This is a genomic window from Pseudonocardia lutea, assembly GCF_042658055.1.
Taxonomy (GTDB): Bacteria; Actinomycetota; Actinomycetes; order Mycobacteriales; family Pseudonocardiaceae; genus Pseudonocardia; species Pseudonocardia lutea.
In genome coordinates this window covers 1-23,953 of record NZ_JBHSQK010000031.1, presented here as the reverse complement: position 1 = coordinate 23,953, position 23,953 = coordinate 1, and the positions used below count along the sequence as shown (strand labels likewise).

At 73.2% G+C, this 23,953-nt stretch carries 21 protein-coding genes; 5 read left to right on the top strand and 16 right to left on the bottom strand.

Features of this window, described 5'->3' with window-relative positions; genetic code table 11:
• Nucleotides 1-34 precede the first annotated feature (34 nt).
• Nucleotides 35-907 carry a beta-keto acid cleavage family enzyme gene (locus tag ACFQH9_RS13635; protein WP_379566409.1) on the bottom strand — a complete coding sequence of 291 codons (873 nt, stop codon included), beginning with the start codon at nucleotides 905-907 and terminating at the stop codon, nucleotides 35-37.
• Between the two features lie 127 nt (nucleotides 908-1,034).
• Here ACFQH9_RS13635 and ACFQH9_RS13630 point away from each other — a divergent pair, with 127 nt between their 5' ends.
• Both ACFQH9_RS13630 and ACFQH9_RS13625 read left to right on the top strand, forming a co-directional pair.
• The gene (locus ACFQH9_RS13630; RefSeq protein ID WP_379566408.1) at nucleotides 1,035-2,261 is read left to right on the top strand and encodes an acetyl-CoA C-acetyltransferase; all 1,227 of its coding nucleotides are present in this window, start codon (nucleotides 1,035-1,037) and stop codon (nucleotides 2,259-2,261) included.
• A gap of 32 nt (nucleotides 2,262-2,293) precedes the next feature.
• The gene (locus tag ACFQH9_RS13625; protein ID WP_379566407.1) at nucleotides 2,294-3,073 is read left to right on the top strand and encodes an SDR family NAD(P)-dependent oxidoreductase; all 780 of its coding nucleotides are present in this window, start codon (nucleotides 2,294-2,296) and stop codon (nucleotides 3,071-3,073) included.
• Nucleotides 3,074-3,093: 20 nt separating this feature from the next.
• Here ACFQH9_RS13625 and ACFQH9_RS13620 read toward each other — a convergent pair whose 3' ends face one another.
• The 12 genes from ACFQH9_RS13620 to ACFQH9_RS13565 form a co-directional block, all read right to left on the bottom strand.
• Nucleotides 3,094-3,945, bottom strand: a complete 852-nt coding sequence (locus ACFQH9_RS13620) for a fumarylacetoacetate hydrolase family protein (RefSeq protein ID WP_379566406.1) — start codon at nucleotides 3,943-3,945, stop codon at nucleotides 3,094-3,096.
• Nucleotides 3,942-4,358: a RidA family protein gene (locus tag ACFQH9_RS13615; protein WP_379566405.1), complete on the bottom strand. Its 417-nt coding sequence runs from the start codon at nucleotides 4,356-4,358 to the stop codon at nucleotides 3,942-3,944. Before ACFQH9_RS13615 ends, ACFQH9_RS13620 begins: the two co-directional genes overlap by 4 nt.
• The gene (locus ACFQH9_RS13610; RefSeq protein WP_379566404.1) at nucleotides 4,355-5,605 is read right to left on the bottom strand and encodes a vWA domain-containing protein; all 1,251 of its coding nucleotides are present in this window, start codon (nucleotides 5,603-5,605) and stop codon (nucleotides 4,355-4,357) included. Before ACFQH9_RS13610 ends, ACFQH9_RS13615 begins: the two co-directional genes overlap by 4 nt.
• Nucleotides 5,602-6,516 carry an AAA family ATPase gene (locus ACFQH9_RS13605; RefSeq protein WP_379566403.1) on the bottom strand — a complete coding sequence of 305 codons (915 nt, stop codon included), beginning with the start codon at nucleotides 6,514-6,516 and terminating at the stop codon, nucleotides 5,602-5,604. The genes ACFQH9_RS13610 and ACFQH9_RS13605 overlap by 4 nt, the downstream gene beginning before the upstream one ends.
• Before the next feature lie 49 nt (nucleotides 6,517-6,565).
• Complete coding sequence (locus tag ACFQH9_RS13600; protein ID WP_379566402.1) at nucleotides 6,566-7,159, bottom strand: (2Fe-2S)-binding protein; 594 nt, start codon at nucleotides 7,157-7,159, stop codon at nucleotides 6,566-6,568.
• Complete coding sequence (locus tag ACFQH9_RS13595) at nucleotides 7,159-8,043, bottom strand: FAD binding domain-containing protein (protein WP_379566401.1); 885 nt, start codon at nucleotides 8,041-8,043, stop codon at nucleotides 7,159-7,161. The genes ACFQH9_RS13600 and ACFQH9_RS13595 overlap by 1 nt, the downstream gene beginning before the upstream one ends.
• Entirely contained in the window at nucleotides 8,043-10,532 is a 2,490-nt protein-coding gene (locus ACFQH9_RS13590) for a xanthine dehydrogenase family protein molybdopterin-binding subunit (RefSeq protein ID WP_379566400.1), read from the bottom strand. The genes ACFQH9_RS13595 and ACFQH9_RS13590 overlap by 1 nt, the downstream gene beginning before the upstream one ends.
• A 10-nt stretch (nucleotides 10,533-10,542) precedes the next feature.
• The gene (locus tag ACFQH9_RS13585; protein WP_379566399.1) at nucleotides 10,543-10,947 is read right to left on the bottom strand and encodes a hypothetical protein; all 405 of its coding nucleotides are present in this window, start codon (nucleotides 10,945-10,947) and stop codon (nucleotides 10,543-10,545) included.
• A gap of 9 nt (nucleotides 10,948-10,956) precedes the next feature.
• Complete coding sequence (locus ACFQH9_RS13580) at nucleotides 10,957-12,087, bottom strand: FAD-dependent oxidoreductase (protein WP_379566398.1); 1,131 nt, start codon at nucleotides 12,085-12,087, stop codon at nucleotides 10,957-10,959.
• Nucleotides 12,088-12,136: 49 nt separating this feature from the next.
• The gene (locus tag ACFQH9_RS13575) at nucleotides 12,137-13,555 is read right to left on the bottom strand and encodes an APC family permease (RefSeq protein ID WP_379566396.1); all 1,419 of its coding nucleotides are present in this window, start codon (nucleotides 13,553-13,555) and stop codon (nucleotides 12,137-12,139) included.
• A 97-nt stretch (nucleotides 13,556-13,652) separates the two neighbouring features.
• A complete protein-coding gene (locus ACFQH9_RS13570; RefSeq protein WP_379566395.1) occupies nucleotides 13,653-15,092 on the bottom strand; it encodes a metal-dependent hydrolase family protein in 1,440 nt (479 codons plus the stop codon).
• A 199-nt stretch (nucleotides 15,093-15,291) separates the two neighbouring features.
• Nucleotides 15,292-18,336, bottom strand: coding sequence for a winged helix-turn-helix domain-containing protein (locus tag ACFQH9_RS13565; protein WP_379566394.1), 3,045 nt, complete (start codon nucleotides 18,334-18,336; stop codon nucleotides 15,292-15,294).
• A gap of 104 nt (nucleotides 18,337-18,440) precedes the next feature.
• Here ACFQH9_RS13565 and ACFQH9_RS13560 point away from each other — a divergent pair, with 104 nt between their 5' ends.
• A complete protein-coding gene (locus ACFQH9_RS13560; protein ID WP_379566393.1) occupies nucleotides 18,441-19,241 on the top strand; it encodes an alpha/beta fold hydrolase in 801 nt (266 codons plus the stop codon).
• A gap of 7 nt (nucleotides 19,242-19,248) precedes the next feature.
• Here the strand turns inward: ACFQH9_RS13560 and ACFQH9_RS13555 are convergent, their stop codons facing one another.
• Nucleotides 19,249-19,701 carry an MSMEG_6728 family protein gene (locus tag ACFQH9_RS13555; protein WP_379566391.1) on the bottom strand — a complete coding sequence of 151 codons (453 nt, stop codon included), beginning with the start codon at nucleotides 19,699-19,701 and terminating at the stop codon, nucleotides 19,249-19,251.
• Between the two features lie 736 nt (nucleotides 19,702-20,437).
• Nucleotides 20,438-21,034, bottom strand: coding sequence for a hypothetical protein (locus ACFQH9_RS13550; RefSeq protein ID WP_379566390.1), 597 nt, complete (start codon nucleotides 21,032-21,034; stop codon nucleotides 20,438-20,440).
• 41 nt (nucleotides 21,035-21,075) lie between these two features.
• On the opposite strand from ACFQH9_RS13550, the gene ACFQH9_RS13545 reads away from it, so the two are divergent.
• Nucleotides 21,076-21,618: a VOC family protein gene (locus ACFQH9_RS13545; RefSeq protein ID WP_379566389.1), complete on the top strand. Its 543-nt coding sequence runs from the start codon at nucleotides 21,076-21,078 to the stop codon at nucleotides 21,616-21,618.
• Between the two features lie 3 nt (nucleotides 21,619-21,621).
• On the opposite strand, the gene ACFQH9_RS13540 is transcribed toward ACFQH9_RS13545, so the two are convergent.
• Complete coding sequence (locus ACFQH9_RS13540; protein WP_379566388.1) at nucleotides 21,622-22,800, bottom strand: acyl-CoA dehydrogenase family protein; 1,179 nt, start codon at nucleotides 22,798-22,800, stop codon at nucleotides 21,622-21,624.
• Between the two features lie 244 nt (nucleotides 22,801-23,044).
• On the opposite strand from ACFQH9_RS13540, the gene ACFQH9_RS13535 reads away from it, so the two are divergent.
• On the top strand, nucleotides 23,045-23,953 hold a 909-nt coding region (locus ACFQH9_RS13535; RefSeq protein ID WP_379566386.1), incomplete at its 3' end, for an alpha-amylase family glycosyl hydrolase.

The following is a 23,953-nucleotide window of genomic DNA, read 5'->3' as shown; positions in this document are numbered from 1 at the left end:
CGGTGCCCGCCGTCCCTCCGGGGGCGGTGGGCGGTCACGGGGTGAGGAGGGCGTGGGTCTCGGCGGCGGTCGCCGGGCGGGCGCCGAGGCGGTCGAGGAGCGCGAGCAGCTCCTCCACCAGCTCGGTGTTCGACGGCCGGCGGTCGCCCGCGTGGTCCTCCAGCCCGACGCGGACGTGCCCACCCCGCGAGATCGCGCGCTCGGCGAGGCCGCACTCCACGACGTCGCCGCCGAGGACCGCGACCGACCAGGGCAGGCCGGTCGGCCGCAGCAGCTCCAGGTAGGCGTCGAGGGCGGCCGGGGTCGGCGGCAGCCCGAACTCCAGGTTCCCGCCGAAGTAGAGCTTGACGACGCCGCCCGCCGGGAGCCGCCCGGCGCGCTGCAGGGCGGCGACCGTGCGCAGGAACCCGGGCTCGAAGATCGAGAAGCTCGGCAGCGCGCCCAGCTCGCGGGTGCGCGCGCACATGTACTCGGTGTCGGCGATCGAGTTCTGGTAGGGCTCGGCGGCCGCGGGGGCCGGGCACCGGCCGTCGACCGTCAGCCCCACGTTCACCGAGCCCGGGTCGATCAGCGTCATGCCGCCGAGCGCGGCCAGCTCGGCGACGTGCGCCCACCGGCGCTCGACCGGGATGCCCCGGGCGCCGGCCGCCATCGTCGGGTAGAGCAGCAGGTCGGGGTACCGCTCGCGCACCGGTCCCCACGCGGCACGGTAGGGCTCGGCCGCGTGCACGCCGTCCGCGGTGAACATCGGCTCGTCGTTGTGGTTGTGCAGGATCGTGGCGCCGAGCCGCGCACAGGTCAGGGCCTCCGCGGTGATCTCGGGCGGGGTGCGGGGCACGTGCGGGTTCACGCGGCGCGGGGTGGCCCCGTTCACGGCGACCTCGACGATCACGGGTGGGCGGTCCATGGCCCGTACCCTCGCCGTCCGCGCGCACCGGGACAACCCGTGTGATCCCCTACCCACCGGTAACCCCCGCGTCCCGGCGGGGTGCACACTCGAGACCAGCAGCAGCCCTCCAGCGAAGGAGACACCCGTGCCCGAGGCAGTGATCGTCGCGGCGGCCCGCTCCCCCATCGGCCGTGCGCGCAAGGGCTCCCTGAAGGACATGCGCCCGGACGACCTGACCGTCCAGATGGTCCGCGCCGCCCTGGACCAGGTGCCCGCGCTCGACCCGACCGAGATCGACGACCTGATGCTGGGCTGCGGCCTGCCCGGCGGCGAGCAGGGCAACAACATGGGCCGCATCGTGTCCGTGCTGCTCGGCCTGGACACCGTGCCCGGCACCACGGTCACCCGGTACTGCTCCTCGTCGGTGCAGACCACCCGCATGGCGCTGCACGCGATCAAGGCCGGCGAGGGCGACGTGTTCGTCTCCGCCGGCGTCGAGACCGTGTCGCGCTTCGAGAGGGGCAGCTCGGACTCCTGGCCGAACACGCACAATCCGGCCTTCGCCGACGCCGAGGCCCGCACCGCGGCCACCGCCGAGTCCGGCACCGACACCTGGACCGACCCGCGGCTCGACGGCACCCTGCCGGACGTCTACATCGCCATGGGCCAGACCGCGGAGAACCTCGCCCGCGCCAAGGGCGTGTCGCGTGAGGACATGGACCGCTTCGGCGTCCGCTCGCAGAACCTCGCCGAGGAGTCGATCAGGAACGGCTTCTTCGCCGACGAGATCGCGCCCGTCACCCTGCCCGACGGCACCGTCGTCGACACCGACGACGGCCCCCGCGCCGGCGTCACCTACGAGGCGGTCTCCCAGCTCAAGCCGGTCTTCCGGCCCGACGGGGTCGTCACCGCCGGCAACTGCTGCCCGCTCAACGACGGCGCCGCGGCCCTGATCGTCATGTCCGACACCAAGGCTCGCGACCTCGGGATCACGCCGCTGGCCCGGATCATCTCCACCGGGGTCACCGGGCTCTCCCCCGAGATCATGGGGCTCGGCCCGGTCGAGGCGTCGAGGCAGGCGCTGGCCCGCGCCGGCATGACCATCGACGACGTCGACCTCGTCGAGATCAACGAGGCCTTCGCCGCCCAGGTCATCCCCTCGGCCCGCGAGCTGGGCATCGACCCGTTCGGCGACAAGCTCAACGTGCACGGCGGCGCCATCGCCGTCGGCCACCCGTTCGGCATGACCGGCGCCCGGATCACCGCCACCCTGCTCAACGGCCTGCGCGCCAGGGACAAGAGCATCGGCCTGGAGACCATGTGCGTCGGCGGCGGGCAGGGCATGGCCGTGATCTACGAGCGGCTCGGCTGACGCGCCGCTGAACAGTCGTTAAGCTGCCTGGCATGGGCAGCATGGACGGCAAGGTCGCCGTCGTCACCGGGGGCGCGACCGGTCTGGGCGCGGCGGTCGCCCGCCGCCTGGCCGGCCGCGGCGCCCGCGTCGCGATCACCTACTCCCGCAGCGCGGACGAGGCCGAGGCCACGGCGGAGCAGTGCCGCGCGCTCGGCGTCGACGCGGTCGCCCTGCGCGGCGACGTCGGCGACGACGCGGCCTGCCGGGCCGTCGCCGCCGAGGTCGCGCAGCGCTGGGGCCGCATCGACGTGCTGGTCAACAACGCCGGCCGCACCCGGATCGTCCCCCACTCCGACCTCGACGGGCTCACCGCCGAGGACTTCGAGGCGATCTACCGCACGAACGTGATCGGCACGTACCAGATGACCCGCGCCGTCGTCCCGCACATGCGGGAGGTCGGCTACGGGGCCGTGGTCAACGTGTCCTCCACCAGCAGCCTCGACGGCGAGGGCTCCTCGATCGCCTACGCCGCCTCGAAGGGCGCGCTGAACACCCTCACCGTCTCGCTGTCCCGGGCGCTCGCCCCCGAGATCCGGGTCAACGCCGTGGTCCCCGGCTTCATCGGCACCCGCTGGTTCTCCGGGCCCCTCGGCCAGGAGCGGTACGAGGAGCTGGTCGGACGGGTGGAGAAGACGACACCGCTGCGCCGGGCGGGCACACCCGAGGACATCGCCGTCGCCGTCGTCTTCCTCTGCGACGAGGGCGCGGAGCACATCACGGGCACCACCCTCGTCTCCGACGCGGGCGCGAGCCTGAAGCCGAAGGGCTGACCCGGCGGGCCGGGCCAGGGTCAGCGGACGCGCTGGCGCTGCCGGCCCAGTCCGTCGATCTCCAGTTCCATGATGTCGCCGCGGGTCAGGTAGGGGAACCGGCCGGAGAGCGCCACACCCTCCGGCGTCCCGGTGAGCACGACGTCGCCCGGCTCGAGCACCATCCGCGTGGAGAGCACGCGGACCAGTGTCCCGACCGGGAAGACCATGTCCTTGGTCGTCGAGTCTTGCCGCGGTTCACCGTTGACCCAGGAGCGGAGGCGCAGGTCCTGCGGGTCGATCTCGTCGGCGGGCACCAGATCCGGACCGAGGGGGCAGAACGTCGGGAAGGTCTTGCCGGTGGACCATTGGCCGCCGGACAGCTCGAACTGGTGCTCGCGTTCGGAGACGTCGTTGCCGAGGGCATAGCCCGCGACGTGTCCGAGCGCCTCCTCGTCCGTGGCGCAGTCCCACGCCCGGGACCCGATCACCACAGCGAGCTCGACCTCCCAGTCGCCCCGCGTCGAACCCCGGGGCAGGACGACGTCGTCGTCCGGACCCACGAGGGTGTTGGGGTGCTTGAGGAAGAGGATCGGGTGCTCGGGCACCGGGCTCCCGGACTCCGCGGCGTGCGCGGCGTAGTTCTGACCGATGCACAGGATCGCCTGCGGACGGGCGACCGGCGGGCCGATTCGCACGTTCTGCGGCGTGACGACGTCCAGCAACGGCAGCTCCCCGGCCCGCGCGGCAGCACGCGCACGCGCGAGACCGCCGCCGGCCAGGAACGCGCCGTCGATGTCCGAGGTCAACGGGGTGAGGTCGTAGATGGTGCCGTCGACCTCGACGACCGGGCGCTCCGCACCCGCGGGTCCCAGTCTCCGGAAGGCGGTCACGCGGCGCTCCCGGTCGGGATCCCGACGACGGCCTCGATCTCCACGAGTAGTTCGGGCACCACGAGCGCCGAGACCTGGACCAGCGTCGAGGCGGGCTTCGCCGCGCCGAAGAACTCCTTGCGGACCTCGTTGACCGCCTGGCGGTCCGCGATGTCGGTCAGGTAGACGGTCACCTTGAGCACGTCGGCGAACGTGGCACCGACGTGCGCGAAGACGGCGCCGAGCAGCTCGTGGACGTACCGGGCCTGGGCCGTCACGTCGCCCGCGCCGACGACCTCGCCCTGCTCGGACAAGGCGACCATGCCGGAGACGAACAGCAGGTCTCCGAAGCGGACGGCATCGGTGTAGTGCGAGACCGCGGGCGGCGAGCCCGGCACGGTCAGTTCCTCGCGGACGGCGGTCGGGGTGGTCATGCGGTCCTCCGGGGGTGGGGGTGGCGGTCGAGGTGGTCGGCCACGGCACGCAGGGCGGCCGGGCCGGAGAGGTCCAGGTGGTCGTCGACGAAGGGCAGGGCGGCGCGCAACCCGCGCACCTGCGGAGCGAAGCCCGTCGCGGCCGCGTGGGGGTCGCACCAGACGACCCGGCCGACACGCTCGCGCAATCGGCGCATCTGCCCGGCGAGCAGGTCGGGCTCGCCGACGTCCCAGCCGTCCGACAGCACGAGCGCGACGGTCTCCGGAGTGAGCGTCGGCTCGACGGCGTCGAGGAAGGCACGCAGGCAGTGCCCGATGCGGGTGCCGCCGGACAGCGCGTCGCCCTGCGCGTGCAGGCGCCGCAACGCGACCGCCCGCGGGTGCCGGCGGAACTGCGCGCCGACCAGGGTGAGCTCGACGTGGAAGACGCCCAGCTCGACGAGCCGGGTCCGGCGGGCCAGCGCGTGCGCGACGCTCAGGAACAGCCCGGTGACCCCGGCCATCGAGGAGCTGACGTCGCACAGCACGGCGATCCGTGTCCGTCGCGGGCGCGGCCGCGTGTGCAGCAGTTCGACCAGCTCCCCCGAGCGCAGGCCGCGGCGCAGGCTGGCCCGCAGGTCCACGAGGTCCCCCGTGGGCGCGGTGCGGCGCCGGCGCCCGGAGGCGCGGGCGAGCGCGCGGACGATCCGCCGTACCTGGTCGTCGATCTCCCGCTCGTCGAGCCCGGCGACGGCCGCGGACGGACCGCGCCGCCGGCTCGCCGCCGGGCGCGGGGAGCGGCGGGCGTCCCGGCGAGCGTCGCCGTCCGCACCGGAATCCTGCCGCTCGCCCGTGCCCGGCGCGGACGGTGCTCCCGGTGCGGGCTCGGCGTTCGGATCCGCGGTCGTGGCGAGGATGTCCGCCGCGCTCCAGAACACCGGGAAGACCAGATCGAACAGCCGCGCCGACGCCCGGTCGGACGCCAGCGTGGCGCGCAGCGCGTCCCGGACGTCGTCCCGGCGGTGCAGCGCGACCTCACCGAGCGCGCGGACGGCACGCGCCGGGGCCCCGCCCGGCACCATCGCCCCGCACGTGCGCAGCAGCTCCGCGAACAGGACGACGTCCTCGGCGGGCCGCCCGGTGCGCCGCAGCCGGGCCACGCGGGCCCGGCTCAGGTGCGCCTGCCGGGCGTTGCCGTGGGCGGTCGGTGTGCGGAGGTCCCCCGCCGCGGCGGTGCCAGTGCCCGTGCCCGTGCCCGTGCCGGTCATGCGACACCCGCTTCCCGCAGCAGCCGACGGCCGTCCGGTCCCTGCACGCGGATCAGGTCCTCGGCGTCCTTGAACAGGCAGCCGGCGGTCTCGCGCACGGTCGCGGCGTCGAGCACCCCGCCGACCAGGGTCAGGGCGCGGACCCAGTCGACGGTCTCGGACACCCCGGGGGTCTTGCGGAACCCGCCGTTCCGGATGTGGTCGACCAGCTCGCATGCCCTCCGCACCAGGTCCTCCGCCGCCCCCGGCAGCCGGGCGGCGACGATCTCCACCTCACGGTCGCGGGTCGGATAGGGCAACCAGTGGTAGAGGCACCGACGGCGCAGCGCGTCCGACAGCGCCCGGGTGCGGTTGGCGGTGAGCACCACCCGCGGTCGCCGCGCGGCGACGATCGTGCCGAGCTCGGGCACGGTGACCTGGAACTGCCCGAGCACCTCCAGCAGCAGCGCCTCGAACTCCTCGTCGGCCCGGTCGACCTCGTCCACGAGCAGCACGACCGGGCGCCCGTCGGGCGGGTCGATCGCCTCCAGCAGCGGCCGCCGCAGCAGGAACTCGGGCGCGAACACCTCCGCCCGCAGATCGGCGGCTCCGCCCCGATCGGCACCGGACGGGCCGACGCCGTCCCGGCCAACCGCTCCCCGCGCCTCGGCCATTCGGATGGCCAGCAGCTGCCGGGCGTAGTCCCACTCGTACAGCGCATGGTGCGCCGCGAGTCCGTCGTAGCACTGCAGCCGCACCAGCCGGGCGCCCGTCGCCTCCGCGAGGGCCTCCGCGACCGCGGTCTTCCCCACGCCCGGCTCACCCTCGAGCAGGACCGGGAGCTCGAGCGACCCGGCGAGATGGAGGACGACCGCCAGGGAGCGGTCGGCGACGTAGCCCGTTCCGGCCAGCGCCTCGACCAGTGTCCCCACGGGGTCCGCAGCGTCCCGGCCGCCGGCCGGATCCGCGGGACGCAGCGCGTCACTCACCGGCGACGGCCACCGGGGCCTCCGGCGCCGGAGCGGACGCCTCCCGCATCTCGGCCGCCGCCTCCATCGCGGCGTCGACGATGTGCTGGTAGCCCGTGCAGCGGCAGAGGTTGCCCGCGATGGCCCGGCGGACGTCGTCTCGTGTGGGGTCAGGGTTCTCCTCCAGGTAGTCCTTCAGCACCATGACCATGCCGGGGGTGCAGAAGCCGCACTGCACGGCGTGGCAGCGGTGGAAGGCCGCCTGCACGGGGTGCAGGTCCTCGGGGGTACCGCGGACAGCCTCGAGCGGGCGGTACATCCCCGCGAGGCTCTGCGTCGTGACGTGGTCGACCGGCGCCAGCCGCTGCGGGGCGAGGCCCTCGATCGTGGTGACCTCGGCGCCGTCGACCTGGAGGGCGAGGACGTTGCAGGACTTGACCACGTCGCCGTCGACCTCGACCGCGCAGCATCCGCAGCGGGCCTCCAGGCAGCCGTTGTGAGTGCCGGTGAGCCCGGCGACGTCGCGGACGAACTCGAGCAGCAGGGTCCGCTCGTCGATCTCGGCGGTGACCTCGCGGCCGTTGACGGTGAGGCTGACCTTCTGCATCAGGCACTTCCCGGGTCGGTGAGGGCGCGCGCGGCGGCGCGGGAGACGAGTGTGCGGATCAGCTCGTACTGGTAGCGGGACGTCTCGTCGGGGCCACCGCCGGGCAGGACCTCCTCGGCGGCCGCGTCCCCGATGCCGTCCCCGACGGAGGTCGCGCCGTTCCCGGCCTTCTCGCCGGACGGGGCGCCGGCGAGGAGGCGAGCGGCGCCGGGGGCGGTCACCGGTGCGCCGGTGGCGCCGCCGATCGTCACCCGGGCCGCCGCCGGCGAGCCCGCTCCTTGCCGGAGGGCGCACGTGACGGACACGATCGCCGCGTCGAACACGCGGTGCCGGAACTTCTCGAACACCACGACGTCCCAGGTCGGCAGCGGCGGGAGCACGACCGCCGTGAGGATCTCGTCGGGCCCGAGGGCGGTCTCCCCGGCGCCCCGGACGAACTCCTCGGCCGGCAGCGTCCGGTCGCCGCCCGCTCGGGACACCCGGAGGGTGGCGCCGACCCCGACCGCGAACGCGGGGAGGTCGTAGCGCGGGTCGGCCGTGCAGAGCGCGCCGCCGATCGTCCCCCTGTTACGGACGGGCCGGTCGGCGAGGTCGCCCGCGACGTCGGCGAGCACCTCGTGCCAGCCGGGCAGCGCGGTGCGGGCCAGCACCGCGTAGGTCGTGGCGGCTCCGACGACCAGGGAGCCGTCCTCGGCGCTGGTCAGGCCCGCCAGGTCCGCGATGCCCCCCAGGGACACCAGGTGCGAGGGACCGGCTGTCCGGTCCTTCATCGCCAGCAGCAGGCTCTGCCCGCCCGCGATCACCCGCGCGCCCGGCGCGTGCTCGCGCAGCAGCGCGACGGCCTCAGCGGTGGTGTCCGGGGCGAGCCAGGTGAACGGGCGCATCAGTCCTCGTCCTCCCAGTCGAAGTCGAAGTCCCCACCGTCGGACGCCGTCGGCCGCGGCCAGGCCGAGTGCTCCCGCGGGCCGGTGAAGTCGGGCATGTCGTCCGGGTAGCGGATCGCGTCGACGCCCTGCCGCTCCTTCTCCCGCAGGGCGGTGAGCATGCGCTGCGGGGTGATCGGCAGGACGGTGAACCGGACCCCGGTGGCGTCGAACACGGCGTTGCCGATCGCCGCGGGGACGGGCCCGGTGCCGGACTCCCCCGCGCCCTTCTGCCCGCCGGGGATCATGGTGGACGGCGCAGGGATCTCGGCCGTCTTCGTCAGCTCCGGGACGTCAGGGGCGGTCACGGCCAGGTAGTCCTTGAAGGAGGCGTTGAGCTGGCGGCCGCGCTCGTCGTAGACGTAGTCCTCGGAGATCGCCATGCCCAGCCCCATCGCGAAGCCGCCGTGGTGCTGACCCTCGACGACCAGCGGGTTGATCACCGTCCCGGTGTCGTGGACCATCGCGTAGTCCACCACGGTGATCCGGCCGGTGCCCGGGTCCACGCGCACGTGCGCCGCGTGCGCGGCACCCGAGTAGGTCACGCTGAGGTTCCCGGAGCCGTCCGCGCCCTCGCGCTCGGTGGGCGTGTCGTAGGTGGCGACGGTCTCCAGCGTCGGCTCGAACCCGGGCGGCAGCTGGTGCGTGCGGTAGGCCGCGGTCGCCGCGATGATCTCCAGGTAGATCCCACTGTCCGGCAGGCCCTTGACGAACACGCGGTCGTTCCCGGTGTCCAGGTCCTGCGGGGCGACCTCGAGGACGTGCGCGGCGATCGTGAGGATCTTGTCCCGCAGCCGCTCGGTGGCAAGCCGGCAGGCCGTGCCCAGCACCGCCGCCCCGCGCGAGGCGTAGGTACCCAACCCGAACGGGGCCGTCATGCTGTCCGGCGGCGCGAGGCTGACCTTCTCGATGCCGACGCCGATCCCGTCCGCGACGATCTGCGCCAGCATGGTCGCGTGGCTCTGCCCGTGGCTGACGTCGCTGGAGTAGATCGTGACGGTGCCGTCGGTCTCGAGGCGGAGCCGCACGGCGGAGAGGTCGGTGTCCAGGGACGGGTGCCGACAGCTGGTGTACTTCATCGACACCGCCAGGCCCTTGCCCTCGTACGGCGCGCGCGGCGCCGACCAGTCGACGGCCTCGGCGCACGCCTGCAGGCACTGCTTGATCGAGGTCGAGTCGATCACGTGTCCCATCGGCGTCCGGAAGGGGAACTCCGCCGGGTCGATCACGTTCCGCTCCCGGACGGCGAGCGGGTCGAGGCCCAGCTCGCGTGCGGCCATGTCGACGAGCTGCTCCTTGGCCCAGATCGCCTGCGGGATCCCGAAGCCGCGCAGCGGGCCGCCCGGGGCCGTCGTGGTGTGCACGATGTCGGAGTCGACGTGGATGTTCGGGATCGGGTACGGCAGCATCCCGACGTTCGTGCCGATGTGCACGACCTGGTTGCCCCACACGGACATCGCCCCGGTGTTGTGCACGACGTAGTCCCGGTAGCCGGTGATCTCGCCGTCGGCGGCCATGGCCAGCTCGGCGTAGCGGACCTGGGAGTTGCGGGTGGTGCCGGACCGGAAGATCTCGCCCCGGGTGAGCACGAGCTTCACCGGGCGGCCCAGGCGCATCGAGAACAGCGAGGCGATCACCTCGTGCCCGAAGATCTGCGCCTTCGAGCCGAACCCCGCACCGACGTCGGGCACCACGACCCGGACCTTCGTCCGTGGGATCTGCAGGACGTCGGCGAGCACGTCGCGGACCATGTAGATCGACTGGGTGGACGAGTACAGCGTGAGCACGCCGGTGAAGGAGTCGTAGTCGGCCACGCACCCGTGCGGGTCGAGGGCCGCCCCGGCCTGCTTGTTGGTGGCGAACCGCTGCCGGACGACGACGACCGCCCCGGCCTCGGCGGCTGCGAAGTCGCCGATCCGCACCTTGTAGCGGTCGAAGACGTTGCCCTCGCCGAACTCGTAGACGATCTGCTCCTGGACGAGCGGCGCGTCCGGGCCGATCGCCGCCTCCGGGTCGACGACCGCCGGGAGCTCCTCGAGGTCCACGCGCACGGCCTCGCAGCCGTCCCACGCCTGGTACTTCGTCTCGGCGACGACCGCGGCGAGCTCCTGGCCCTGGTAGAGGACCTTGTCGGTGGCGAACGGGAAGTGATCGCCGACCAGCAGGTCCTGCATGAGGTCGCCCCACGGCTTGACCTTGCCGACGAGCTCGGCGCCGGCCAGGGCGTCGAGGACGCCCGGCACCTCCAGCGCCGGCGCGGTGTCCACCGAGCGGACCCTGGCGTGGGCCACCTCGCTGCGGAGGATCCGCGCGTGCACCATCCCGGGCAACCGGATGTCGTCGACGAACCGAGCGGTGCCCGTGAGCAGGGCCAGGTCCTCCTTGCGCGGCACGGACGTGCCGACGAGGCGCGGCGCGGTCGCCGCGGGGCGCGGCGGTGCTTCCGTCACGTCGTCCCCCTCACCAGGTCAGGAAGGAGATGGCGGCCAGCAGCCGGCGCCGCTCCACCTCGTTGCCACGGATCTTGATCCGGCCCGAGATCGACTCGATGGCCGAGGTGGTCTCGTCGTAGTAGATGCGCTGCATCGTGTCGGCCAGCATCACGGTGAGGATCCGCGGACGCTCGGGCAGGCCGACCGTGACCTTCTGTACCACGCCGTCGTCGATCAGCACGGTGAAGTCCTGCTTGAGGTCGGGCATCCGCACCACGAGCGGCCAGTTTCGCCAGGAGGAGACGGCGGCGACGGTGTCCGGGTTGGCGTTCCACTTCTTCGCGTAGTACTCGTCGAGCACGTCGCGCATGTACTCGGCCGTGACCTTCTCCGGCCGGGGTAGGTACTGGGTTCCGGAGCTGTCCTTGATCATCTTTCCTCCTCAGCGGGCGCCGACGGGCCGGTGGCGCGCCGCCTTGTTCATCTGCCGGTCCACCCAGGGGATCCGGGTGACGGTCTCCAGGACCTGGCTCCTGCGGTGCGCGAAACGGTCCGGCCAGGCGCTCGCGACCCGGCCGTACAGGTCGGTCCAGCGCTGGATGTGGTCGGTCAGCGGCCGCTCCCGCCGCTCCCAGTCCACCAGCGCCGCGGGGACGTCCGGCTCCCGGTCGAGGTACTCGGCGAGGGCCAGGGCGTTCTGGAACGTGAGGTTCGCTCCCTGGCCGAGGTTCGGCGGCTGGCCGTGCGCCGCGTCGCCCACGATCGCCGCCGACCCCCGGGACCAGGCCCGCGGCGTCACCCGCATCGCCCGGTCCCACCGGCCGGCGTCGTCGATCCGCTCGAGGATGCCCCCGAGCTGCGGGAACGACGCGAGCCAGGTCTCCTTGTCGACGGGCACCCGGCGGCCGGCCTCGTCGTCGACGGGGCAGCACAGGCAGACGTAGTCGACCTCGTCGGTGCACGGGTCGTAGAGCAGCCGACGCGAGCCGCTCCAGTACTCGGTGATCTCGGTGTCGGGGTCCTCGGGCCGGCGGGGGATGAGCAGCCGGGTGTAGCCCTCGTCCAGGTAATCGACCCGCCGGGTCAGCAGCAGCGCCTCGCGCAGCCGGGAGAACACCCCGTCCGCGGCGACGACCAGGTCCGCGCGGAGGACCTTGCCGCCCTCGATCTCGAGCTCCCCGTGGGGGGTCGCGCCCACCGCCGTGGACCGCAGGACGACCTCGACCTCGAGCTCCGCGACACGGGCGATCAGCGCGTCGTAGAGGTCGGCCCGCGGCGGCAGGACCAGCCGGTCCTCGGCCCCGAAGGTGCGCCGCAGCAGGGGCCGGCCCTCGTGGTCACGGGCGACGAGGGTCTCGATGCGCTTCGCCCGGGCCGTCGCGGCCTGCTCGACCCCGAGGGCGTCGAGCGAGCGCAACCCGTTCTCCCACAGCCAGATCCCGGCGCCGAACATGCGCAGGTCGTCCGCCCGCTCGTGGACGCGGACGCTCCATCCCTTCTGGGCGAGCGCGATCGCCACCGCGAGGCCGCCGAGGCCGGCGCCCGCGATCTCCGCGTGCCTGGTCGTGGTCATGCAGGGTCCTTCCGTGGAGCGGGTGGGAGCGAGGACCGGCCGGAGCGGGTCAGAGCCGCGCAGCCGAGGTCCGGCGGCGCAGCAGCTGCTCGCGGTACAGGGCACCGCGCTTCGTCCGCGGCACCACGACCATGTCGTAGAGGACGACGATGACGACCAGCGCGACCCAGGTGAGCGCGGCGGCCCAGTCGGTGGCGGCGATCGCGACACCGATGATCGCGGTCACGACCAGCAGGAACACCGCGAGCGCGGTGCCGAAGCGGGCGACCAGCGGCCGGTCGAGGTCCTTGCGCCGCTTCATCAGCAGGTAGAACAGCGCGACGAAGAAGTACAGGGTGCTCGACCAGGTGGACAGCACGTGCGACACGAAGCTGAAGTCGTCGACGTAGGCGCCGATGAGGGCGAACGCACCGAGGATGAGGATCGCGACCCACGGCACCGACTTGCGCGAGTAGCGGCCGACGATCCGGGGCAGGGCGCCCTGCTGGCTGTAGAGCGCGAGGATCTTGCCCATGCCCATGAAGTAGACGGACAGGGTGGTGTAGGTCGCGACGAGCATGCCGATCAGGCCGAGGAAGAACAGCGGGTTGTGCCCGAACTTGTCCTCGACCACGCCGATGGACGGCACCGGCATGAGGATCAGCGCGGCCAGCGGGAGGCTGCCGAGGATGCCGATGGCGAGCGGGATCTGCCGGATCCAGAGCTGCCAGGCCGCCGAGAGCAGGCCGACGTCGCGCGAGCGCCGGAAGTCCTTCCACTCGTCGACCAGGACCTGCTGGACCTCCATGATCCCGGCCATGATCCCGAGCCAGAGGCCGACGATCGTGAAGAAGCCCAGGAACGTGATCGGTGTCGGCGAGGGCCAGTTGAGCGAGAAGGAGTCCGAGTTGGCGATCAGGGCGAGGACGCAGATCGCCAGGACGAGGTCCGCGACCAGGGTGATCACCACGAGCACGGACTGCACCTTGCCGGTGATCTGGTGGCCCATGAGGTTCAGCGCCAGCACCGGCAGCAGCACCACGTACGGCCAGATCTGCGCCGGCACGCTCGGGAACAGCAGCGCGAACAGCTGGTCCGCGATGAGCAGCTCGAGCCACATGAAGGCGCCGTAGACCGGGGCGTAGAGCACGAGGTAGCTCGTGCCGAGCGGGAAGACCCCGGCCTCGCGGGCGTAGGACTGCAGCGAGCCGGGTTCCGGCACCGCGGTGATCATCTCGCGGTACAGCCACCAGGCCGTGTGAATGATCAGCGCGCCACCGACGAAGCCCAGGATCGACCAGAGGATGCCGTACGACGAGGCGATGAACACGATCCAGGCCCAGCCGGCCGTGAACAGCATCTCGCCGGTGCCGATCGCGGAGACGTCGAACCAGGACAGGGGCTTCTCGTCGACGAGCTCGATGTCGTCGAGCCCGTCCTCGGAGAGGGCGTCGGACAGTGGGTCGGACAGTTCGTCACTGGTGGACACGGGCGTGCCTCTCTCGTGGGTGGATCACGGGTGGGGCTTGCGGTGCGGGGTCTCGGGCGGGGAGCGCGGGGAGCGGGGACGTGCAACGGGACGTGTGTCAGAAGGTCCCGGCGGAGCGCTCGCGGCGGCGCATGTCCGACACCAGGTCGGCGGCGTGCTCGTCGTCGAACCGGAACTCCTCGGGCGCGGGCAGGTCGCGCGGGTCGGCGCCGTCGCCCAGGCCGTGCACCACGTCGTAGGTCAGGTCGGTGACCGAGTAGCCGATACCGCGCTCGTGCGGCCAGGACCGGGCCAGGGCCTCCTCGTCGAACACGACGACCTGCCCGTCCTGGATCACGGTCTCGATGGCGTCGCGGCGCTGCAGCACGGTGATGTCGGCGACCGGGTCGCCGTTCACCACGATCAGGTCGGCGATCATCCCGGGGGCGACGGTCCCGATCCTCCCGTCCAGTCCCAGCATCTGCGCGCCGTTGCTGGTCCCCGCCTGGATCGCCTCGAGCGCGGTCAGGCCGGCGTAGCGCATCAGCAGGTCGAGCTCGCGGGCGTGCCAGACGCCGTACGGGCTCAGCGAGAAGCCGGAGTCGGTGCCGAGCACCATCGGGACGCCGGCGGCGTGCGCCCGGTGCAGCGCGTCGGCGGACTTCTCGAGCATCCGCTTCATGCCGTCGCGCAGCGGCACGGGCGCGCCGACGAGATGGCCCCAGTCCCCGGCGTTCGCGAGCAGCAGCAGGGTCGGGACCAGCGGGATCCGCGACTCCGCCAGGTGCGCGATCGTCTCGTCGGACATGATGTTGCCGTGCATGATCCAGTCCATGCCGGCGGTCACGGCGGCGTCGACCTCGGCCGAACCGCGGGCGTGGATCGTGATCTTCTTGCCGAGCTGGTGGGCGAGGTCGGCCAGCACGGTCATCTCGTGCGTGGTGAAGGCCTGGAAGTCGCCGTACGGGCTGTCGGCCAGCTTGATCAGGTCGACGCCGTTCTTCACCTGGTGCCGGACCTCGTCGATCATGTCGTCGAGCCGGTTGTGCACGATGCCGATGGAGCCCTCGGGCACGCCGACCGAGTCCGGGTACCAGTCGGTGAGCCCGTTGCTGGTGGAGATGTAGCGGCCGGCCGAGGTCATCCGGGGGCCCTGCACGATCCCGTCGGCGATCGCGTCGCGCAGCGCGACGCCGATGTAGTAGCTGCCGCCGGGCTGCGACATGCCGGTGACCCCCGCGCGCAGCACCTTCTGCGCATGGAACGCGGCCTTGAGCGTGCGGGACTCGGGGCTGGTGTAGAGATCGATCTCCTCCTCGGAGCGCGACTCGCCGTAGGTCATGTGACAGTGCGCGTCGATCAGACCGGGCATCACGGTCCGGCCCGTCGCGTCGATCTCGGCGAGGGTCTCGCCACGCGGCACGAGCTCGCGGGTGACGTCCGTCCCGACCGCGTGGATCAGCCCGTCACGGACCAGCACGGACGCACCCTGTACGGGTGGATTGCCCGCCCCGTCGACGACGGTGCCGTGCGCGATCAGCAGCCAGGTGGACGCCATGCGCGGGCTCCTCGCTCCTCGGTCGCGGCCCGGTCGGCCGCGGGTATGGCGAGAACCGTGGCGTGCCCGGCCCGGCCGCGGAAGCGAGCCCGTGAACGAAGGCGAAACGCTCGGTGCGGCGAGGCCGGTCGCACGGCCCGCGAACCCGTTACAGGCGGTTTGCCGAAACGTGTCCCCCGCGGCCGAAACCGGGTCCGACTCAGCGGCGCAGGTCCTTGAGCAGGGCGGACGTGGTGGCCGAGGGGTCGGCGCCGAACTCGCCGAGCGCCCGTTCACACGACCGGTAGGCCGCCAGCACGCGGTCGGAGTCCCCCAGGGCGTGGGCCAGCCGCATCTGCAGGCGCCAGGCGGCCTCCCGGGCCGGATCCGCGCGCAGGACGGCCGCGAGCAACTCGTCCGCCTGCTGCAGGGCGCCGGTCGCGAAGGCCGCCTCGGCCGCCTCGAACCGTACGTCCTTGAGGATCTCGGCGAGCTGGCCCCGGCGCTCGTCCGCCCACGCCGAGCGGATGCCCGGGAGGTACTCGCCCCGATCCGCGAATCCCAGCGCGTCGAGCAGGAGGCGAAGTCGGTCCGGCCCGCGCAGCGACTGGGCCTGCCCGAGCAGCGCGACGACGCGCTTCGACTCGGTGGTCACCCGTACCCGTTGCGCGAGCCGCAGGCCCGGGCCGCCCTCGGTCTCGAGGACGTCCGGCACCGCCTTGCGCAGGTGCAGGATCGCCTGTCGCAGGTAGGAGGCCGCCGACTCGTCGCGGCGGCCCTCGAACAGGGCGTCGAGCAGCTGGGGCCGGGTGACCTGTTCGCGCTCGGCCCGGTTCGCGAGGAAGGCGAGGAGCTCCACGCTCTTGGCCAACCGGGGCTTGACCTCACGGGCGTTCAGGGTGATCGCGGTCCGCCCGAACTCGGCGACGTGGACGGCGGCGCCGATGACGTCGCCGAGCCCGCCGAACCGCGCGGTCAGCGCGCGCCCCAGCTCGTGCCACGGCGAGTCGGCGGTGACCTCGAGGTCCAGCCGGCGAGCCAGGACGTCCGGGAACTCGGCGAGGGCACCCAGCAGCACGTGTCGGGACCCCTGCCCCTGGGCCGCCTCCAGGGCGATGTCCGCGGCGGCATCGGCGGCGTCCTCGTCCCCCGCGCGCCACGAGGCCTCGGCGAGGTAGACCGCCGCGGCGGGCAGGTGCAGCAGCCGGTCGCCCCTACGCATGCCCGTCACCGCAGGTTCCAGGTGCGAGACCGCCCGGTCGGCGTCTTCCCGAGCGAGCGCGATCCGTCCCTGCAGCGTGGCCAGATGCTCGACGACGAGGGCGTAGGTGCGACCGATCGGATGGGCTGCCAGCGGCCGCAGGGCCCGTTCCGCAGCGACGGGATCGCGGTCGAGACGCAGCGCGAGCTCCGCCTCGATCAGCCGGCTGTAGGCCTCGAAGAGCGACGAGCCGGTGCCGGCGATCCGCTCCCGGCCCTCGCGCAGCAGCCGCCAGGCCGCCTCCTCCTCGCCGATCTCGGCCATCAGCCGCGGCCCGACCAGTGCCTGCAACCACACGCTGTGCTCGGTCCCCGTGTCGACGAGGCGGTGGTAGAGCTCGAACGCCTCGGCGGTGCGTCCCGTGGCGAGCAGCCCGGACACCATCCACGACTCGGCGGCCCGCAGCGCCCACGGCGATGCCGGGCGGGTCTCCAGCTGCTCGAGCCTGCCCAGGTCGAAGTGTGCGCGCATGACCAGCGCGTCGAGCGGACCGCCGCTGAGCTCGCCGAGCCCGGGGGCGACGTCGTCCGGCGGGGCCTCGGCCTCCACCATCCGCATGGCGTACCGGGCGGCGTCGACGTCCGGCCCGGGCAGCCCCGAGTCGATCACCGCACGCATGTCGTCCGGGCGACCCGTGTGCAGGTAACACCACGCCATGAGTCCCGCCGCCCGGCCGGAGGTCTTGGCCAGCTCCTCGCGGCGCCCGGAGGCCTCGAGCCGGTCGGCGAGACGCACCCCGGCGGCGAAGTCCTCCCGGACCACGGCGAGCATGAGCTCGGCACCGGCGAGGCCCACGTGGTGCTCCCGGCGTACCGGCCGGAGCCGCTCCAGCCAGCGCTCGGCCGTCGGGAAGTCCGTGCGCTCGATGACCCGCTCGAGCACCGGCTGCACCACGGCCATCGCCTCGTCCAGCGCGTCGGCGGCGAAGAGCTCCTCGAGCGCCTCCTCGTCGTGGCCCGAGTCGAGCAGCAACCGGGCGTACGCCGTCCGCAGTCGGCGAAGCTCCTCCTCGCCGCGCCGGCCGAGCCTGCGCAGCAGGAACTCCCGGAACCGTGGATGGCACCGCATGCGTTCGCCGTCCCAGCTCACCGGCAGGCGGCGCCCGCGCAGTGCGTGCATCCGCGAGGAGGCCGCGCGCAGCCCGAGCGCCTCCGCGGCGCGCGGGGTCACCTCCTGCAGGACCGCGGTTGTGATCAGGAAGTCCTGGTCCGCGGCGTCGAGCTGGTCGAGGATCTGGGTGGCGAGGTATCCGTGCAGGGGGTCGGCCTCGCCACCGAGGCCGATCACGTGGTCTGTGGACCGCCAGGCCTCGAACAGGACTCCGGTCAGCCAGCCACCCGTCTCGATCAACGCCTCGACCGGGTCGATGTCCGTGCGCCCCGAGCGGGCGAGGGCGTCTGCCGCCTCCTGGACGGTGAGGGCCAGGTCCTCCTCCCCCACCGCGGCGACCCAGGGTCCCCAGCCGGTCGTCGTGAACGCCAGCTCGACCCGGCTGAGCAGCACCAGGCGCGCGGAGGCCGGGAGGTAGCGGGCGAACGCCGCGACCACGCCGAGTGCGGCGGCGGACTCGGCGAGCCGCTCCGCGTCGTCGAGCACGACGAGGACGTCGCTCCCCTCGGCCGCGCCCTCGACCGCTTCGGCCAGCAGGCCAGCGACCTCCGGGTGCGCCAGGTTCGCGGCCAGTGCACCGCTGGCGACCCCGCGGACCTCGGGGACCTGGCGGGCGAGAGCGGCCTCGAGGTAGACGAGCAACCGCCCGGTGGCGACGTCGGTGGTGTCGAGATCGAGCCAGGCCAGAGGGCGCTCCAGCCGCTCGGCGGCCTGCAGCACGGCGGTGGTCTTGCCGGCCCCGGCCGAGGCGTAGACGACCACCAGCCGGTTCTGCTCGATCAGCCGGGTCAGCAGCGACTCCACCCGGGGACGCCGGGTGACCGTGCTGTCGAGCGGGGGCGGCGTGATCTTGCGCCGGATGATCCAGTCGGGGTTGTCCGGACGTTCCGCCACGCTCGCTCCTCTCCGCCCCCGGTTTCGGCCGCGTTCACGCAGTCTGCTCCCGCCGTGCGACAGCAGGGTTACGTTCGGCGCCCCCGACCGGTCGAGGAGCAGACGTGCCCATCACACCTTGCGGTGCCGTGCAAGTCCATCACGAGGAGCGGGGATCCGGTCCCTCCGTCGTGTGGATCCCCGGCACCGGGTTGCACGGCAGCAGCTGGGCGCCGCAGACCGAGCACTTCGGCGAGCGCTACCGCTGCCTGGCGGTGGACCTGCGAGGCGCCGGCAGCGACGGGCCCCTCGACGGGCTCACGGTGGCGGCCCTGGCCGCGGACGTCGCGGCCTGGATGGACGCGATCGAGGTCGGACCGGCGGTCGTCGTCGGTCTGTCACTGGGCTCGGCGGTCGCCCAGGAGCTCGCCCTGGCCCGTCCCGAGCTGGTCCGCGGCCTCGGCCTCGTGGCGACCTGGTCGTCGACGGCACGCGAACACCACATCCGCCGCCACTTCGAGTCCCGCCTGTACGCGCTGGAGAAGGGGCCGCTCGACGTCTTCGCGCAGTTCGCCTTCTGGATGTCCGCCCCCGCGGTGGTCGATCGGGAGCCCGAGCTGCAGCGCCGCGTCGAGGCCCTGCTCGGGGAGCACACCTCCCGCAACCCGCCGGGCACGGCGGCGCACTTCCGTGCCGACCTCACGCACGAGACCCGGGATCGGCTCGGCACCATCTCCTGCCCGGCCCTGGTGGTGCACGGCGACCAGGATCTGATCACGTTGCCCTGGTACAACCGCGCGGTCGCCGACGCCGTCCCGGGCGCCCGGCTGGAGACCGTCGCCGATGCCGGGCACCTCGTCTGGCTCGAGCGGCCCCACGAGCTCAACGCACTGCTCGACCCGTTCCTGGCCGAGCACGCGGGTTAGAAGGGGCTCAGACGGGCCAGAAGTAGGCGGGGTCCGGCTCGTCGTCGGGGAAGAGCGGGGCGTAGTGCTCCGGCAGCTTCCGGACGAGGACGCGGCGGTGGCTGCCGTGGAGCCGGTCGTCGCCCAGCCAGTCCGGGAGCCTTCCCGCGGCGGCGAGCTCGCTCTGGGTGCGCGGCGGCGGGAGGCCCGCGGCCTCGAGGTCCGCGCGCACGGAGTCCGCCACCGTGTCGGCCTTCCCGCGCGCCACCCACTCCTCACAGATCGCCAGCGCGTACGCCGCGATGCCCTCCGGGTAGCCGCGCCACATCCGCACGGCCGGATGGTGCTGCCAGCCGTACCCCTCCCGGATCTGCGCGCGCAGGATCTGCAGCGCCTCGACGCGCTGCTTGCCCAGCCGGCGGTCGTCGAGCACCTTCGCGCTGGCCGCGAAGTCGGGGAACGGGAGGAAGGTCTGCACCATCGGCGGGGGCGTACCCGGTGGAGGCGGCTCCCGCACCTGGACGGAGGGCCGGCGCCTTCCCGCCGGCGGGCGTGCGGGAATCAGCCGGTCCCCTCCGCTGGTGCCCGGGCGCCTCGAGCTTCACGACCGAAGGGTCCGGCACACCCGGTGTGCGCGCCCCACAGGCCCGGCACACTCGGTGCGCGCGCCTCACCCCCCGTCGGGCACCGGCACACCTGATTTGCTCGCACGTCACACCCGGACGGGCACCGGCACACCCCGTCGACGGCCCGCGGGACGCCCGACGGGGTGTGCCCGCTGCTTCCACGGCTCCTGCTCGGGGTCGTGGTTCTGGGCCACGTCGAGGCGCTCTCCGTGATCACCGGAAGCACCTCGAAACGCTCTCGGTGATCACGGAGCACCGTCAGCGACCACGCGGCGCGTCCAGTGGCCACCGGACCCGACGATCGAGGCCAGCGGCGATCCGCTCGCGGAGATCGGCGGCCAGGCCGACAGTGCGACACCGCTGACACATCCACCGGGGCGCCGTACACCCTGTCGACGGCCTGTGTCACGAGGTCGAGGGGTGTGGGGCCCGGCCGGAGCGGGTGTGCCACGCCGGGCCGGGTGTGCCGCCGCGCCGTCGGGACGGTCCGCCTGCCAGATCGCGTCGACGAGCGGATGCACCGTGAGCTCCCACACCCCGCGCGGCCCGACACGACCCGTCGACGGTGTGGGGTGGGGCACGGCGGGCGTCCTACCGCTCGACGAGGGTGGTGATGCGGACCAGGGAGGGAGCGGTGGGGGTGGAGCCGAAGCCGAAGCGGACGGGCGGGTGGACCGGCCGCAGCGGGCCCTGGTCCTCCCCCTCCCACCGGACCACGGCGGCGGTGAGGCGGTGCAGGTCGAGGGCGCCGTAGTACTCGGTGCGGCCGCCTCCCGCGCTGCCGACGGTCCGCACCCCGGGCAGGAGCCGGCGGGCGACGGCGTCGATCGTCCCGATCCAGCGGGGCGCGGTCGCGAGCCGGCGGGGCACCGCGCGGAGCAGCAGGCCGAGCGGGGTGCGGCCGCCCACCCGGAACGCGCACTCCAGCGGGCCGGCGCGGACCTGCCGGCGGTCGCCGCGGATCTCGTGGTCGACGGGGCCGAGCCGCACCTCGTCGAAGGTGTACGTCGCGGAGACGAACTCGGCGACCCGGTCGTCGGGCGCGAGCAGGAGCCGGTGCCCGTCCGCCCGCTCCACCATCACGTCGGTGAAGGAGCCCAGCGGGGAGCGCGGCCAGTGCCCCACGACGACGCGCAGCCCGCGGAGGGTGCCCAGGCCGGCGATCCAGCCGTCGAACCGATCGATCACCCCCACCGCGTACCCCCGCCCGCGCACGGGATGCTGGACCGGTGTTGGAGCTGGACCACCTGATCGCCTTCCTCCCCGGTCCGCCGGAGGAGCCCGCCGGGCTGCTGCTCGACGAGGGCACCCGGCACGTCGGACAGGGCACCCGCAACCGGCGGATCGTCTTCGCCCGGCACTACGTCGAGCTGCTCTGGATCGACGACCCGGAGGCGGAGCAGGCCTCGCGGCTGGGCTTCGCGGCGCGCTGCGCCCGCACCGCGTACCCGTTCGGGATCGTGCTGCGCGGCACGGTGCCCGAGGGCCGGTTCCGCCGGTACACGGTGCCGAACGGGCCGACCCTCGCGGTGCACGAGGGCGAGCCGGACATGCCGTTCCTCGCGGTCGCCGAGCTGTCGGACGCCACGCTGGCCGGCCTGGCCCACCGGCCCGTCCCCCCGCACCCCGCGGGGGCGAGCGGGATCGTCGCCGTGCGGATGACCGGGGCCGTCGCACCGGGACCACGCCTGCCCGGGGTCTCGCTCACCCCGGACGGCCCGCCGTCGCTGCGCCTGCTGCTCGACTCCGGCCCGCCGCTCGTCCTGACCTGATCCCTAGTAGCTGCGCGGCAGCCCCAGGACCTGGGTGCCGAGGTGGGCGAGGACCAGCTCCTCGGCGACGGGGATGTTGCGGGCGATGCGGGAGTCCCGGAACAGCCGCTCCACCGGGTACTCCTTCGAGTACGCCATGCCGCCGAAGGTCTGGAAGGCCTGGTTGGCGGCTTCCCACCCGACCTGCGCGCCCGTCAGCTTCGCGATGTTGGTCTCGGCGTGGCAGGGCAGCCCCCGGTCGAAGAGCCACGCCGCCTTGTAGGTCATCAGCCGGCCGAGCTCGGTCTTCGCCTTGATCTGCGCGAGCGGGAACTGGATGCCCTGGTTGGCGCCGATCGGGCGGCCGAAGACCTGCCGCTCCTTGGCGTACCGCACGGCGACGTCGAGGGCGGCGTCGGCGGTACCCACTCCCCCGGCGGCGGCGAGGATGCGCTCGGGGTTGAGGACGTCCCACAGCACCGAGAACCCGCCGTCGACCTCACCGAGGACGTTCTCGGCCGGCACCCGCAGGTCGTCGAAGAAGACCTGGCTGGAGGTGACGACGTTGCTGCCCAGCTTGGGGATCGGGGTGTACTGGAGGGTCCCGGCGGCCACGGCCTCCTTGACGTCGACCAGGAACAGGGTGAACCCGCTGGTCCGCGGCTTCGCCTCCGCCGCGGGCACGGTGCGGGTGATCGCGATCATCCAGTCGGCGTTCTCCAGCCCGGAGATCCAGATCTTCTGTCCGTTGATCACGAAGTCGCCGCCGTCCCGGACGGCACGGGTGCGGATGCGCAGCGCGTCGCTGCCCGCGTCCGGCTCGGTGAGGGCCATGCAGAACTGGGTCCCGCCCGACGCGAGGCCGGGCAGCAGGCGCTTCTTCTGCTCCTCGCTGCCGTGCCGGGCCAGCGTGGTGGCGCCGAAGCCGGGGGTGAGGACGTAGAGGAAGATCCCGCCGGTGCCGCCCGACGCGGCCAGGGTCTCGCAGGCCACCGCCAGCTCGAGCATCCCCTGCCCGCCGCCGCCGTACTCCTCCGGCACGGTCAGCCCGATCCAGCCGCCCTCGGCGAGGTCCTTCCACACCTCCCACGGGAAGCGGTGCTCCTCCTCCAGCCGCGACCAGTAGGCGTGGTCGTAGCGGGCGCCGATCGCGCGCACCCCCTCCCGCACGGCGAGGGCGGTCTCGGGGAGCGTGAAGTCCACGGCGGTCCTTCCGGTCGGCGCTGCGGCGGCCGCCCCATCATCGGCCGCGGCTCCGGCGACGGGAAGCGCGGGTGCCCGGCGCCGGACACTTCCCCGGTGCGACGTGCCTTCGGGAGGCCCACCCGCACAGGGGTTCCCCCGCTCCCCCGTTCGGCCCCATCCGGCGGGCCCGGTTCGCCCGGAGTGGCCGACCTCGCCCGGGCGGGTTAGAACTTGTCCTTCGCTCGTCACGCCCGGAGGACACGTGCACATCTGGCCCGGCTCGCCCTACCCGCTGGGTTCCACCTTCGACGGCGGCGGGACCAACTTCGCGATCTTCTCGGAGGTCGCGGAGCGGATCGAACTCTGCCTGGTGAGCGACGACGGCGCCGAGGAGCGCGTCGTCCTCCCGGAGCGCAACGGCCTGATCTGGCACGGCTACCTGCCGCGCATCGGGCCGGGTCAGCGCTACGGGTACCGGGTGCACGGTCCGTACGATCCCGGCGCCGGCCTGCGGTGCAACCCGTCGAAGCTGCTGCTCGACCCCTACGCGAAGGCGATCGACGGCGAGTACCGCTGGAACGAGGCTCTGTTCTCCTACCGCTTCGGCAACCCGAACTCCTACAACGACATGGACTCGGGCCCGTACGCGATGACCTCCGTCGTGGTCAGCCCGTACTTCGACTGGCAGGACGACCGTCCGCTGCGGATCCCGTACAACGAGACGGTCGTCTACGAGGCGCACGTGCGCGGCATGACCATGCGCCACCCGGACATCCCGAAGGACGTCCGGGGCACCTACGCCGGGCTGGCGCACCCGGTCATGATCGACCACTTCCGCAAGCTCGGGATCACCGCCGTCGAGCTCATGCCGGTGCACCAGTTCGTGCACGACTCGACGCTGCACGACAAGGGCCTGCGCAACTACTGGGGCTACAACACCATCGGCTTCTTCGCCCCGCACAACGGCTACGCCTGCTTCGGCACCCGGGGCGAGCAGGTCGCGGAGTTCAAGTCGATGGTCCGGGCGCTGCACCGGGCGGGCATCGAGGTGATCCTCGACGTCGTCTACAACCACACCGCCGAGGGCAACCACCTGGGCCCGACGCTCTCCTTCCGCGGCATCGACAACCACGCCTACTACCGGCTCGTCGACGGCGACCCGATGTACTAC